At 35.1% G+C, this 13,789-nt stretch carries 15 protein-coding genes; 1 reads left to right on the plus strand and 14 read right to left on the minus strand.

Features of this window, described 5'->3' with window-relative positions; genetic code table 11:
- Positions 1-103: 103 nt before the first annotated feature.
- A complete protein-coding gene (locus ACS3UD_RS08190; protein ID WP_308136946.1) occupies positions 104-997 on the plus strand; it encodes a fumarylacetoacetate hydrolase family protein in 894 nt (297 codons plus the stop codon).
- Here ACS3UD_RS08190 and ACS3UD_RS08195 read toward each other — a convergent pair whose 3' ends face one another.
- The 14 genes from ACS3UD_RS08195 to ACS3UD_RS08260 all read right to left on the minus strand — a co-directional run bounded on the left by ACS3UD_RS08195 (position 998) and on the right by ACS3UD_RS08260 (position 13,732).
- Entirely contained in the window at positions 998-1,381 is a 384-nt protein-coding gene (locus ACS3UD_RS08195; RefSeq protein ID WP_308136945.1) for a DUF4363 family protein, read from the minus strand. It abuts the gene before it with no gap.
- A gap of 3 nt (positions 1,382-1,384) precedes the next feature.
- Positions 1,385-2,023, minus strand: a complete 639-nt coding sequence (locus ACS3UD_RS08200) for a DUF421 domain-containing protein (protein WP_308136944.1) — start codon at positions 2,021-2,023, stop codon at positions 1,385-1,387.
- A 184-nt stretch (positions 2,024-2,207) separates the two neighbouring features.
- Positions 2,208-2,969: a GNAT family N-acetyltransferase gene (locus tag ACS3UD_RS08205; RefSeq protein WP_308136943.1), complete on the minus strand. Its 762-nt coding sequence runs from the start codon at positions 2,967-2,969 to the stop codon at positions 2,208-2,210.
- A gap of 44 nt (positions 2,970-3,013) precedes the next feature.
- Positions 3,014-3,796, minus strand: coding sequence for an epoxyqueuosine reductase (locus tag ACS3UD_RS08210; RefSeq protein ID WP_308136942.1), 783 nt, complete (start codon positions 3,794-3,796; stop codon positions 3,014-3,016).
- 266 nt (positions 3,797-4,062) lie between these two features.
- On the minus strand, positions 4,063-4,743 hold the full coding sequence (locus ACS3UD_RS08215) for a hypothetical protein (RefSeq protein WP_440977752.1): 681 nt from the start codon (positions 4,741-4,743) through the stop codon (positions 4,063-4,065).
- 8 nt (positions 4,744-4,751) lie between these two features.
- Positions 4,752-5,075: a PadR family transcriptional regulator gene (locus ACS3UD_RS08220; protein ID WP_308136940.1), complete on the minus strand. Its 324-nt coding sequence runs from the start codon at positions 5,073-5,075 to the stop codon at positions 4,752-4,754.
- A 263-nt stretch (positions 5,076-5,338) separates the two neighbouring features.
- Positions 5,339-6,433, minus strand: a complete 1,095-nt coding sequence (locus tag ACS3UD_RS08225) for a PIN/TRAM domain-containing protein (protein WP_308136939.1) — start codon at positions 6,431-6,433, stop codon at positions 5,339-5,341.
- A gap of 179 nt (positions 6,434-6,612) precedes the next feature.
- The gene (locus ACS3UD_RS08230; RefSeq protein WP_308136938.1) at positions 6,613-7,107 is read right to left on the minus strand and encodes a CarD family transcriptional regulator; all 495 of its coding nucleotides are present in this window, start codon (positions 7,105-7,107) and stop codon (positions 6,613-6,615) included.
- Positions 7,108-7,335: 228 nt separating this feature from the next.
- Positions 7,336-8,277: a transketolase family protein gene (locus ACS3UD_RS08235; protein ID WP_308136937.1), complete on the minus strand. Its 942-nt coding sequence runs from the start codon at positions 8,275-8,277 to the stop codon at positions 7,336-7,338.
- The gene (locus tag ACS3UD_RS08240) at positions 8,277-9,089 is read right to left on the minus strand and encodes a transketolase (RefSeq protein ID WP_308136936.1); all 813 of its coding nucleotides are present in this window, start codon (positions 9,087-9,089) and stop codon (positions 8,277-8,279) included. Before ACS3UD_RS08240 ends, ACS3UD_RS08235 begins: the two co-directional genes overlap by 1 nt.
- A gap of 10 nt (positions 9,090-9,099) precedes the next feature.
- Positions 9,100-9,750, minus strand: a complete 651-nt coding sequence (gene fsa, locus ACS3UD_RS08245; RefSeq protein ID WP_308136935.1) for a fructose-6-phosphate aldolase — start codon at positions 9,748-9,750, stop codon at positions 9,100-9,102.
- 12 nt (positions 9,751-9,762) lie between these two features.
- Positions 9,763-10,530, minus strand: coding sequence for a WecB/TagA/CpsF family glycosyltransferase (locus tag ACS3UD_RS08250; RefSeq protein WP_308136934.1), 768 nt, complete (start codon positions 10,528-10,530; stop codon positions 9,763-9,765).
- A gap of 2 nt (positions 10,531-10,532) precedes the next feature.
- Positions 10,533-11,585, minus strand: coding sequence for a polysaccharide pyruvyl transferase CsaB (gene csaB, locus ACS3UD_RS08255; RefSeq protein ID WP_308136933.1), 1,053 nt, complete (start codon positions 11,583-11,585; stop codon positions 10,533-10,535).
- The gene (locus ACS3UD_RS08260) at positions 11,582-13,732 is read right to left on the minus strand and encodes a DUF5693 family protein (protein ID WP_308136932.1); all 2,151 of its coding nucleotides are present in this window, start codon (positions 13,730-13,732) and stop codon (positions 11,582-11,584) included. Before ACS3UD_RS08260 ends, csaB begins: the two co-directional genes overlap by 4 nt.
- Positions 13,733-13,789 lie beyond the last annotated feature (57 nt).

Genomic DNA, 13,789 nt, shown 5'->3' on the forward strand with positions numbered 1-13,789 from the left:
GCAATAAATTCATAAATCCAAGGAATTTAGCAGATATGTAAATAACTCTTGAAAAATTTATGATAAAGTATTATATTATATTATAAAAATTATGGAGGTTCATATGTACATACTAACTTATTTTCATGAAAACAAAGAGCATATTGGATTTTTAAGTGAAAACAGAAATGAAATCATTCCAGCTGAAGCTGTTTTTAAAAAATTAAATTTTCCGGTACCCTCGAATATGTTAAACCTGATTGATACTTTTGACCAGCTGGATACGGCTAAGCTAAACGATGCAATAGCTTCGTCAGACAGCCATCTTAAAATTGAAGATGTTAATATAATGGCACCCATACCTTACCCAAGGAGAAATGTACTCTGTCTCGGTAAGAACTATGTAGACCATGTTAACGAAGTCGGAGGACTTAGAAATGTTAATTCTGATATTCCGAAGAAACCTATATATTTCAGCAAGATTGCGTATCCTGCAGTTGGACACAATGATGAGGTTATTGCTCATTCAGAAGTTGTTAAAGAGCTGGATTATGAAGTTGAACTTGCAGTTATAATTGGCAAAGAATGCAAAGATGTCTCCAGAGAAGAAGCCGAGAGCGTGATTTTCGGTTACACTATAGCTAACGACATATCAGCACGTGATATGCAGCAAGATCACATGCAGTGGCACAAAGGAAAATCTCTCGACACTTACTGCCCTATGGGTCCGTACATAGTGCCTAAATCCTGCATACCTTTCCCGCCAAATCTGGAAATAAAAAGCTATGTTAACGGTGAGTTAAGACAAAACGCAAATACAAATCAACTTATATTTGACATACCTGAAATAATAAGTGACCTGTCAGCAGGAATAACTCTATATCCTGGCGACATAATATTAACAGGAACTCCGGCAGGAGTTGGAGCTGGTTTTAAGCCTCCAAAATACCTTAGTGCAGGTGACACCGTTGATTGTACAATCGAAAAAATTGGTACGCTCTCTAATACTATTAAATAACTAAAAAATATTATCCAATGTTACACATTCATTCTCTTTTATAACAACAAACAATACCTTTAAGTGCTCAAGCTCTGCTTGAGCCATTACTTTATCTCGATTTCCTACAAATGACTTCAGTTTTTCCATAGATGCATCTATATTATCTATATCGTCTTGGTTGACAAAATATATCCACAGCTCTCTGGTATCCTGCCATTCTTCATAATAATTGACCATATTAGACTCAACACTGTCCCAATCCCCTGCATCTATTAAATCACCTAACCCGGTTAATTCTTCTCGATAATATTCAGTCATTGGATCTATTGAGGTGAAATGCACCCAAGTCCATATAGCCATTAGCACAAGTAGGATCGTCAAGGATATTACAACCATTCTCATAACTTACCTCTCAAGAAAAACAAATCTGTCATTTTCATCCACAAACCCATACAATACTTGATTTGGATTTAATTTTTTCTTTTTTAACTCTTCTTCAAATCTTTTGTACGAAATCTTGTATTTTTTAAAATTATCATGCATTACTTCACCGTCCAGTATAGTCGCAATGGGAATTCTGATACATTTCTTGCCTGGATGATCATCTGGTGCAATAATGCTCATTTCCCCATTTGTTTCCATTATAATATAGTCCACGTCTTCAACATTATTATATCCCTTTAGACGCATCTGCCCCAATACATCATTTATGTTTATTCTAAGCTTATTCATTTCTTTTATATTAAATTTACCGTGGTCAATTATTATTGTTGGTGTTCCGCATATAAATTTCCTTGCTGTATTATTTTTCAAAGTTATATAGGAAATAAAACACTGAAGAAACATTATTGTTGCTGTCGCAATAAATCCGTGCAGCAGAGGCTCACCTAAGTCCTCCATGGGCATTACGGCAAGCTCCGCAAGCATCAAAGAAACTACAAGATCGTGAGGCTGAAGCTCTCCCAATTCTCCCTTTCCCATTATTCTCATGGATATCATCAAAACTGTGTATAAAATTATTGCTCTTATAACAACTATAACCATAGAAATCTCCGCCCTGAAATCATAAATACAATTATTCTTATATTTTGACCACTTACAGAAGTTATATACATTAAAAAACCATGCAGAAAATTTGAACTTTTTTAAAATAAAATGACATTTTGGGGACGGACCTTTTGGCATTCTGGGTGGCATTCTGGGGACGGACCTTTGAGCGGAGGACTGATTATTGGCACCACTCTGGAAGTGAACCTTTAACAGCCCACCATGATTTAAATGTTTCACCGGTAAATCCTAGTTTTCTGTAAACGCTTGCTGCATCAGGGTTATGTGTGTGCAGATATATAAATGAATCCTTGTAATATGATATAACAGCATCTATAACTGCCATTCCATATCCTTGGCATCTGTTTGACGGTGTTGTATAAACGTTTGATATGTAGACTGTATTGTTGTATTTTTCAGCCAATGCCATGCTGACAGGGCAGCATGCTTCATTATAAGCAAAAAACATATTATTACCTGCGGCTATTTGTTTATTAAGAAGTTTTATGCCGTATGTTTCGCCGTCATCCTGTTCTAGGACCAGATTGTATTCCTTTCCATCCAGAACATGTCCAACCCGTCTAATTTTACATCCTTTAATTTTGTTATTAATAGCATCATTCATATTTAAAATCATCAAATCTATATCAAATTCCCTTATTGAGTAACCATATTTTTCATAATAAGGTCTTAAAACATCTAGCTCCAAAGAACCATGACGGTAAAAAATTTTAGGAATTATATTTTTTGAATTATAGTATTCTTCTATTTCTTTAATAATGTCATCAATATTTTCATTTTTATCAATAACGGCATAATTAGATGTATAACTTTCTTTATTATCCATATCGCTGTACATCCTTCCCCATGATGTGAGCTGGTAATCAAGATACCTCATTGGGCTGTTTTTTTCCAGTTTAGCAATTTGTTCTGAAATTTCCATATTAACCTCCACTGATATTTTAATGTGTCATAGACACAACATAATTATTTCACAGGATTGACAAAAGAACATGGGATATTAACCATACACTTCCCGCATACCTCGGTAAACCCCTCAACATCCGAATGAAGCTTATCGTTGTAAAGGCACATTTCAAAGCATTTAAATCTGTCAAACTCATCTGTCTTCAAGGCATCATTCACACATTTTTTAACGCATTTCTTACATATACTTTTATGCTTAAACAAGCAATTTTCTTTATCAGTTCTTTTGGTGGGCTCAATTTTTCCGTCTGTTATAAAACTGCCGATTCTTCCACAGCATCCTTTCTCAGTTATGAGCATATTGTTCAGCCCGAAGGTTCCCAATCCGGCAATATATGCCACATGCCTGTGAGACCAGCTACTGATTAATTTTTCCTCGTCAAAATTATGAGTTGCAGGAGTGATCACTGCTTTATAGCCTGATTCTTCTAATACGTCCTTTATATATGTATTTACATCCAATATGAGCTGATTTGTTTCTAAATATGCCCTTGCCCATTCCTTTGAGCACTCCCTGCCATCTATGTTGCTTTTAACTATTGACTCATGGAAGGGGATAAAATATGCGACTACTGTTTGGGCTTCCTTTAAACTGTCTTTTGGCAGAGCGTGATAAGAACTGACTACATCCTTGAGTTTGTAAAACATCTTATCATTTGCATCCGCATATGCAGTAAGAGATTCTTCCCATTTAGTTTGAACATTTTTAAGTTTTGAATAATCAGCTACATATTGTTTTAGAGTATTTTCAATTTTATTTTTCAATTTATCTTCATAACACATGACTTATACCTCCAACGATATTCATAATCAGTAGACAGCAGTTTAAAATATAGTACAACATTAAACAATATTATAACAAGTATTACTGCGGCTAATAAAAGAAAGAAAATTGATTTTTTACGTGTATTAATCATCGCATACTGTTTCTTTCTATTTTTTCCATTATAACCCATAGTTTATAAAGTTACAATATTTATTCATAAATTATGTTTAGTGTTTGCATTCCTATAACTTAACTCGTTATAATTTTTTAACTTAATAGCCAATCAACTCAAATCTTGTATAAAATTCTTTTTATTAATTGCTAATTTATGAATATTCTTAAAATTCAAATATTTTGCTATCAGATAGGCTAATCCTGATACAAGCATTATACAGCCTACATTAATTTCCATTATGTTCTGATTATCATATAGAAAAAAATATATAATTGTTACAACTAAAAATAACACTATGGAAATTATTGAACCGCATTCTTTCTTAAATCCTTTTTCCATACTAAATACAGGTGCTACCAAGCCTTCTGTTATGAAACTTAGTATTACGACTGAAAAGTAAAATAAAAATATTATTGGATTAACTCTCCAACCTAATTCTCCTCCATAGGCTCCAAAAGATAATACTAAAAACCAAGCAAAAAAATATCCTGTCAACTTTAATAGAAATCCTAAAAATATTTCATACTTACATGGTCCTCCGCTGTTTTTTATAATATCATGAGCAAATCCTTTTACATCACTCCCAATGGCATCATGTAATGTTTTGTTTCTTAATTCAAATTCCTGCGCCATCCCTATCAAATCTCTTTTGATTACTTGCGCATCATAAGAATTAACCTTAAATATACTCATACCTTTCATAATATCCTTTATGGTCTGGACGTCGTCATCCCTTAAAGCTTTTATTTGTGCTTCATTTTCTTTTTTAAGTAAGATCATTTCATTCATAAACATAATTATTCCCCTTTCAATACTTTGTCAACGGACTTTTTTACATCATTCCACACCAATTGAAATTCATTTAAAAATTCTTCTCCTGTTTCAGTTAAGAAATAGTATTTTCTTTTCGGACCAAGAGGTGACTCTTTGTATTTGGATGTTATAATTTTTTTCCTCTCAAGTCTTACCAAAATAGGATAGGTTGTTCCTTCTCTTACATCATCAAAACCATAATCCTGTAAGCGGGATATTATTTCATACCCGTATGTTTCTTCATCACCAATTATTTTCACTATACATCCTTCCAATGTACCTCTTAATAATTGCGATTTATCCACCATGTATTCCACCTACCTTGCACCGCATAATAGTTAACTACATTGTACCGCACAGTAGATGTTATGTCAATCATAAAAAGTTATTCCATATAAAAATAATTTTAATTACAAAAAAAATAATCTTTAAAGCTTCATTCTAAGGTCTGTACCCAGAATGTTTGTGAATATTTTTTTGCATAACAAAAGAAGATAGCTGAATATAATATCCAACTATCTTTTTCATATTTCATTTTAATTTTATCCACGCTGTATCAGGATTGTTTCCTCTATACAGCTTTGTTTATTACATTTTTAAGCTTGGCAAAAATCATTCTTCCTGCTGCCGTTTGAAGCACGCTCGTTACTGTTACAACAACAGAATCTCCGATGCATTTTTTGCCGCCTTCCACAACAATCATTGTTCCATCATCAAGGTATGCCAGACCCTGCCCTGATTCCTTACCGTCCTTGACAACCATTACAGTCATTTCTTCTCCGGGAAGAACAACAGGCTTAACAGCATTAGCCAGCTCATTGATATTTAAAACTTCAACACCCTGGAATTCAGCAACCTTATTCAAGTTAAAATCATTTGTCAGGACTTTGCCTCCAAGCTCTTTAGCAAGCTTCAAAAGCTTTACATCAACTTCTATATTATCTCCGTAATCTTTTGATTCAATAACAACATGCACTGCATCATCTTTTTGCAAAATATTTAAAATATCCAATCCTCTTCTTCCTCTGTTTCTTTTGAGGCTGTCTGAAGAATCAGCAATGTGTCTTAATTCCTTAAGAACAAATTCAGGTATAACCAGTGTTCCTTCAATAAACCCAGTCTTGCAAATATCAGAAATTCTTCCGTCTATAATCACGCTAGTATCAAGTATTTTTGGTAAATATGTTTCTTTCTTTGAATTTCTATCCTGTTTTTTTGAAACAGCCGTTTTTTTCAAGTTTATTTGCGGCCATATTACATCGTCTTTTTTCCTTGTGGAAATTTTGATTCCCAAATATCCAAATATTAAATAAGACAAAATTGAAATAATTGTGCCCACATACTTAATATCAGAAAATGGCTGACTGATCAGGAAAGCAATAATAAACCCCACTATAAGCCCCAAAGCTCCCCAAATAATATCCATGGTAGAAAATTTAAGTAGCTCCGTTTCAAAAGCTCCTACTACTTTGAGACCAATTTTTTTGATTCTGGTTGATAAAAGAAAAAATATAATTCCAAATACTAAACTGATACCAATGATTACTAAAACATTTTGAAATTCCGTAAAATTAAGAAGACCGTTTTGGTTTAGAAGCACCCCAGTAAAAACACCTAGTAATGTTCCTATTACAGTAATAACCGCCTTTATTATTTTATCTATCATGTAATCACCTCCTTTACAGTATACCCATATATTGCTACATTATTTAATGTATCATATTTTTTGTTATTTGGCTATACTATTTTCTTCAAATTATATATATTTATTATTAATTTTACCTTAATTTTAAGGACAATTTTAAGGACAAAAAGAAAATGCACTAAAGCACATTATCTCATATGTTATTGCTTTAACGCATCCTCATTAATGATATTATCCAAATAATCCTGTATGTTTTTGCCATCGGTATTAGTTGAAAGAGCTATTTCGCTTACAAGCATCTGCTTTGCGCTTACAAGCATTTTCTTCTCACCTGTTGACAACCCTTTCTCTCTGTCCCGAAAGGTCAAATCCCTTACCACCTTGGCGACCTCGAAAATATCTCCTGTCTTCATCTTAACCATATTATCCCGGTATCTTTTATTCCAGTTTGAATCGTTGAGTTCGGCACTTTGCTTTAAAATTTTATAGACTTTTTCTACTGCCTCTGTATCTATAATATTTCTTAATCCGATATTGTTTACGTTGTCTACAGGTATCATGAGCTTCATTTCTCCAATAGGCATCTTAAGAACATAGTATTTTTTAACTTCACCGAGTATTTCCTTTTGTTCCATCGTTTCAATAACACCGGCACCATGCATTGGGTATACAACTTTGTCTCCTAACTTAAACATGCTACTACCTCCCTACTCTTTAGTATACACTAAACAGAAACAATTGTCAAATCGATAATTATACCTTGGCATTACAACAATGTCAATATATATTTCAAAAAAAATTATTACAATTACAACTTATTTTTATCATAATTTTACAATAAGAAATATTTTTGCAAATTATTAATTTTTTTTATTATTTTTAAAATCACGACCGCTAAAGCGATCGTGATTTTTATTGTGTATTTATTTAATGTTTTTTAATTTTATTACTTCCTTGCAGGCTTCCTGAATGTCTTTAGCAGTTAAATGATACTTTTCAAGAAGGTCAGCCGGTTTCCCTGACTCTCCGAATGTATCCAGAACACCTATTCTTTTAACAGGTACTGGATGTTTATCGGACAAAGCTTCTAAAACCGCGCTTCCCAGTCCGCCTATTATGCTGTGTTCCTCTGCTGTAACTATTGCCTTAGTCTCTCTTGCAGCATTTATAATTATTTCCTCATCGATGGGTTTTATTGTGTGTATATTTATTACTCTTGCATTTATTCCTTCTCCGGAAAGCTCCTCTGAAGCCTTTAACGCTTCTTGAACCATTAATCCGGTAGCTATAATTGTTACATCATTTCCTTTTTTAAGTTCTACGCCCTTGCCCAATTCAAATTTGTAATCCTGTCCATACACATTATCAACAGCCATTCTTCCCAGTCTGATATATACAGGGCCTTTCATTTCAGCCGCTTTTAAAACAGCCTGTTCCGCCTCAATGCTGTCTGACGGATTAATAACCGTCATATTCGGTATGCTTCTCATCAAACTTATATCTTCAATGGCTTGGTGTGATGCTCCGTCTTCCCCAACTGTCAGTCCCGCATGAGTTGCAGCAATTTTAACATTCAGCTTTGGATATGCAACTGTATTTCTTATTATTTCAAACGCCCTTCCTGCAGCAAACATTGCAAAAGAACTGGCAAAAGGAATTTTACCCGCTATTGCCATTCCGGCCGCCGTTCCAATAAGATCCTGTTCAGCTATGCCTACGTTAAAAAATCTTTCGGGTGCCACCTTTTTAAATTCAGCTGTCTTTGTTGACCCAGACAGGTCAGCATCCAACACTACAACATCCGGATTATTGGCAGCCAGTTTCTTTAATGCTTCACCGTATGCTTCTCTAGTCGCCTTAGCCATTATTCGCACCTCCCTAATTCATTCATGGCAATAGAATATTCTTCATCGTTTGGAGCCTTGCCATGCCATGATGCTTTATCTTCCATAAATGAGCAGCCTTTTCCCTTTACGGTATCAGCAATAATTACCGTCGGCTTATCTGTAATGCTTCTTCTTTCTGAAAAGGCCTTTTCCAATGAGTCAAAGTTATTTCCATCAGCTTTAATAACGTGCCATCCAAAAGCTTCCCATTTCTTATCAATAGGTTCAACTTTCATAACATCATTATTTCTTCCATCTATTTGCAGTCCATTGTGGTCTATTATAGCAGTCACGTTATCCAGTTTATAATGTCCGGCAAGCATTGCAGCCTCCCATACCATTCCTTCCTGCAGTTCACCGTCTCCAAGAAGAGCAAAAACTCTGTTTTTCTTTTTATCAAGCTTAAACGCAAGTGCCATTCCATTTGCAATTGCCAGTCCCTGTCCCAGCGATCCAGTGGATGCCTCCACTCCGGGAAGTTTTTTCATATCTGGGTGTCCCTGAAGTTTAGAGTTTATTTTTCTCAACGTTCCAATCAAGGATTTATCTACAAATCCCTTCTCCATCAATGCTGAATACAAAACTGGAGCGCCATGTCCCTTTGACAGCACAAAACGGTCTCTGTTCTCATCCTCGGGATTTTCTATATTCATTTCATTAAAATACAGATATGTTACTATTTCAACTGCCGAAAGCGAACCTCCCGGATGCCCCGACTTTGCGTCGTGAATCATAGTTAAAATATTGCTTCTCATATTTTTAGCTATGACACATAATTTTTCGTGATTCATCTTATCCTCCTTATTTTCTCTTAGGTACTGATTCCCAATCCTTTAAAAACCTATCTATTCCTTTATCTGTCAGCGGATGCCCTGCCATTTGAATTAACACCTTGTACGGAACAGTTGCTATGTGGCAACCAAGTTTCGCAGCCTCTGTCACATGCATTGGATGTCTTATACTAGCTGCTATTATCTCTGTATCTATATCGTAATTATTAAATATAGTTACTATATCCTTTATCAGTTCCATCCCGCTGCTGCTTACATCATCCAGTCTTCCCACAAATGGGCTAACATAAGTTGCTCCTGCCCTTGCCGCCATCAGAGCCTGAGATGCGGAAAATATAAGAGTAACATTTGTTTTTATGTTTTCTTTTTTTAGAATCTTAACCGCTTTAAGCCCTTCAATCGTCATCGGTATTTTTATAATTATATTTTTATGTATCCTCGAAAGTTCTGTAGCTTCTTTAATCATTCCTTCACAGTCAGCACTTATAACTTCTGCACTTATTGGCCCGTCTACAATACCAGTTATTTCCTTTACAACATCCTCAAATATTTTTCCTTCCTTGGCAATTAAAGACGGGTTTGTAGTAACCCCACAAATAATTCCCATTTCATTTGCATTTTTTATTTCTTCAACATTTGCCGTATCAATAAATAATTTCAATGTTCAGCCTCCTTATTCAATTACTTTTACTACGTCTTTATTGCCGAAAAGCACTCTAAACACAAAAATCGGTAATAAAATCTGTCTTTTTATTCTTTTTGGTTCCTTCATAAGCCTGTAAAACCATTCAAGTCCAAGTTTAATAAATAATTCAGGCGCTCTCTTCACATGCCCGGCCAATCCGTCCAGAGTTCCACCATTGCCTATAATTATTTTGGCATTAATTTTATCTCTGTTAAATTCTATCCACTGTTCCTGCTTCTTAGCACCAAATCCCACAAACAAAATGTGAGGCTCTGCCCGGTTTATATCTTCTATAACCTTCACTTCCTCCTCATGTCCTTGCTTCCCTAGATGTGACCCCTTGAAGTATCCGTGCTGAGCTCCCATTATTTTTATTCCGGGATATTCTTCATGGACTTTATCCATTGCGGTTTTAGCTACGCCGGGCTTGCCCCCCACAACATAAAGCTTTAATCCCTGTTCATCGGCCAGCTTCAGCAGATTAACAGATAAATCGAAGCCCGCAACTTTTTCTTTCAATGGATGTTTCTTGATTTTAGAAGCATATATCAAACCTACACCGTCGGGAATATTTATATCCGATTTGTTCATCAGCTCCATGAATTCATCATCTTTCTGACACATCATAACAATTTCGGTATTTGGAGTATATATTATATATCGTTCATTATCGGCAATTTTCTTTTTTACCATGTCCACAGCTTCGTCCATGCTCTTATTGTCGATTCTGACACCCATTATACTTAGTTTATTCATATTTATATTTCCTTCAGTATTTTATAATTAATCTTTGTCATCTCTCTCAATTCCTCTACACTTTCTTCAAGCTTCTTCTTTTCCTCGGATTCATTGCTGATTTTTTTCATTATTTCGTCAAAGAGCAAATCCACATCTATATTGTCAATCACACATGCAACTTTCATATTTACACTGTTTGCAAAGTGGTCAACTTTATGATCATATGAAACCGCCACAAAAGGTACATTTGCGGCTGCCGCAAATATTAGAGAATGCAGCCTCACTCCCACAAGCACATCCATATCTCTTATTATATCAAACGCCTGGCTTGTTGTAAGCCTCTCCTTGTAATAAACAGCTTTGTCTCCGATGCTTTTTTCAACCTGATCTATCAGTTCCGTATCCTCATTGTAATAAAAAGGAATAAAATAGCACTCTATGCCGTTTTCAACCAGCTTTTCCGTTAGTATGCTTATTTTTTTGCTTACATCAGCATTCTTCCAATTTCTCAGCGAAAAACAGACCTTTTTTTTACCGCGGCCTTTTGACTTGTATTTTTCTCCTGCTCTCAAATTAATTACCGGATCGGTTGACAGAAATACTTTATTTTTATCCATACCGATCCCTTCAAGAAATTCCTTGGAGTGCTTATCTCTTACAGTCATGTAATCTATAAGCGGCAGTGTATCTTTCAGGGCTTTTTTGCTGTTTTCGTTTATTATTGGACCTATACCCTGGCTGAGCATTATTACCTTGTTATTCATCAACTTTGCAAGCCTGATTAAAAAAAGATAGTAATATATGCTTCTCTTGCTTGTTATATCCTGAAGAAGGCTTCCGCCTCCAAATACTAGAGCATCCGACTTCACAAGATTGAACACAATTGAAAACACATTGTATCTGTCAATTGTACTTACATTGTATTTTTCTCTTGTTCTTTCCTTATTGCCGGATAAAACCGTAATATTTTCTATATCCGTAATTTCAAGCATTTGTTTAATTGCCATCTCCAATATTGCTTCGTCCCCTAAATTTCCAAACCCATAGTATCCCGCCAACAATATTTTTTTCACTTCAGCCTCTCCTGCAACACAGCATATATTTTATATAGTAAATCCATTATAATAACAGCAATACATCCAATTACAATTCCAAACCCCAAAGCGATAACTGTTCTTGCCAAAGAAAGGTATATCGGTGTTCTCAAATGGGAAAAAGTGTTTATGACGGAAGATGTTCCGATTGCAGCTGCAAGCATGAATATACCCGTAAAAAACTCTGATTTTTTGCTTGCGGCATACACAGCTGCGAAAACAGCAGGAAACGCAAACAAAAATTCTTTTGTTCTGGGTCGTGCCAGCAATACATATTCCATGAAATTCCTTGTAATCATTTCTATGTTTGAAGGCTGAAGATTCGATTCATGTCCCGTTCTGGAAATGTACACATAGGCAATGGCGCCGATAATCGCAACAATTATTCCATAATAAATTTTTATCCTTAAATTCAGAAACTTTATTGCAGTATTTACAGCACCCTTTACAGGGTTATCTGCTTCCCTGTTCATAAAGTATATCAAAAACATAATCAAAAATACTCCGAAAGGCAGTATCTGAGCAAATTTTACACCCCTGAAAATATCCATTTCAAGAAAGTACCTTACATCAGCGAGCATTGCATCCACAAATGCTGCCCCTGCCAGCGATATAACTATAGCTCCCGCCAGTATTACAGTTGAATAAGACATTGTTTTAATTAATGAATATTTTTCGGATGAATCGTATATTTTCTTTATCTGCATCATAAAGAAATATATACCCAGTGATGAAAAAACAACTGCAGCAGCAAATGAAAAGCCTTTTTCAGATAAGCTTCTCATTACTAATGGTGCAAAAGCTGCAGGCACACTGAACAAATAAAGGAAACCTGCTCTTTTATCCTTTATGTTAAACATTTTGATAAATAAGAATACCGAAGCCAGTGCTATGCCGAAAGACAATACAGCCAATCTTTTTGATCCTATGTGAAATTCTTTGATGGCTTCAGCTCTTCCAAGACTTATACCATGCTCGTTAAGCCTTTCCTCAAGGCTTTCAAATGTTCTTTTATATTCCTGCTCGTCAGTTAAGTATTTTGTGCTTTTTTGTTCTTCAAAGAATGGCTTAAAATATATAACTCTTATATTTCGCTCGGTAATCGCCCTAAACATTGTATTTTCAATTTCTTCAGCACCTTCGTAATTATAGTACTTGTTTCTCTCTCTTATGTAATCCCACATGGTGAAAACTCTGAGAGCACTATATCCCGAATCCTCAACCAGTTTATTCAAACCCTCGCTCTCGAGATGCTCTCTTTGCGTTGAACTCTCAATAAGCCCTATGGCAATATTATTTTCCCTTACGTATTCAAGCAGCTTATCCTCGTTTTCTGGATATCCCAGCACTTCCTTGCTGCCAACCAGATATATCCTGGGCTCTAATCCATATTTCTCATTGGTTAATTTATATACATCCGTCAGTTTTTCATTGTATGTAGGAAAGTTGATAGGTCTTAATATAGCATCGAGTCCCGCATCCTTTGCCAGATTAATTTTAGCATCGTCATAGCCGATACCGATATTCATCAGTCTTGAATCAACAGCTCTTTTAGACTCATATACTCCGTCACCCTTGAGATTTGTCACCCTTTCAGTCTGACCATAATATACATCATCATTTGTACCCTTCAGCAATATATAATAAACATTGTCCAGTGTGTATGTATCAAAAAATTCCTTACTGTATCTTTCTGTCAGCCCGAATATGATGTAGTTGTATAATTCTTCATCTTCTGTTGTTACGATTACATCATTTGAGCCGATTTCCTTTTCTTCAATCAATGAAACAATCTCGGCATCATAATCATCCTGCCAGTTATAGTTTTTAATGAGCTCTGATACCATTTCTGCTCTAAGGGGTTTTCCCTGTTCCATCAATCGCTTTAATGTTTCTTCCGGTATTGCAACAGACTGTGCTCCATATTCCTTGAATTCTTTAAGCCAATAGCTTAAAGAATTCTCCGAGCTATTAGCGAATTTTTCCATTTCATTATAATCAAGCATGATTTCCGCAGTGTTATATTGTTTTTCAATTTCCATCCTCTGGTACATTGTAAAAACCGCTACCAACAGTGAAAAACAAATCAACAGAAGAATCCATTTATCAACTTTATTTAACCTCATTTTATCTCCTTATATCCTTTTTAATTTAACAAAAAATTGGCAATATTATACCTATAT

Source organism: Sedimentibacter sp. LTW-03 (genome assembly GCF_052059825.1).
Taxonomy (GTDB): domain Bacteria; phylum Bacillota; class Clostridia; order Tissierellales; family Sedimentibacteraceae; genus Sedimentibacter.

Bases quoted from the DNA above. Each gene is read 5' to 3' on its own strand.
- ACS3UD_RS08190 (WP_308136946.1), top strand. From the start codon at position 104: ATGTACATACTAACTTATTTTCATGAAAACAAAGAGCATATTGGATTT.
- ACS3UD_RS08195 (WP_308136945.1), bottom strand. From the start codon at position 1,381: ATGAGAATGGTTGTAATATCCTTGACGATCCTACTTGTGCTAATGGCT.
- ACS3UD_RS08200 (WP_308136944.1), bottom strand. From the start codon at position 2,023: ATGGTTATAGTTGTTATAAGAGCAATAATTTTATACACAGTTTTGATG.
- ACS3UD_RS08205 (WP_308136943.1), bottom strand. From the start codon at position 2,969: ATGGAAATTTCAGAACAAATTGCTAAACTGGAAAAAAACAGCCCAATG.
- ACS3UD_RS08210 (WP_308136942.1), bottom strand. From the start codon at position 3,796: ATGTGTTATGAAGATAAATTGAAAAATAAAATTGAAAATACTCTAAAA.
- ACS3UD_RS08215 (WP_440977752.1), bottom strand. From the start codon at position 4,743: ATGAATGAAATGATCTTACTTAAAAAAGAAAATGAAGCACAAATAAAA.
- ACS3UD_RS08220 (WP_308136940.1), bottom strand. From the start codon at position 5,075: ATGGTGGATAAATCGCAATTATTAAGAGGTACATTGGAAGGATGTATA.
- ACS3UD_RS08225 (WP_308136939.1), bottom strand. From the start codon at position 6,433: ATGATAGATAAAATAATAAAGGCGGTTATTACTGTAATAGGAACATTA.
- ACS3UD_RS08230 (WP_308136938.1), bottom strand. From the start codon at position 7,107: ATGTTTAAGTTAGGAGACAAAGTTGTATACCCAATGCATGGTGCCGGT.
- ACS3UD_RS08235 (WP_308136937.1), bottom strand. From the start codon at position 8,277: ATGGCTAAGGCGACTAGAGAAGCATACGGTGAAGCATTAAAGAAACTG.
- ACS3UD_RS08240 (WP_308136936.1), bottom strand. From the start codon at position 9,089: ATGAATCACGAAAAATTATGTGTCATAGCTAAAAATATGAGAAGCAAT.
- ACS3UD_RS08250 (WP_308136934.1), bottom strand. From the start codon at position 10,530: ATGAATAAACTAAGTATAATGGGTGTCAGAATCGACAATAAGAGCATG.
- ACS3UD_RS08260 (WP_308136932.1), bottom strand. From the start codon at position 13,732: ATGAGGTTAAATAAAGTTGATAAATGGATTCTTCTGTTGATTTGTTTT.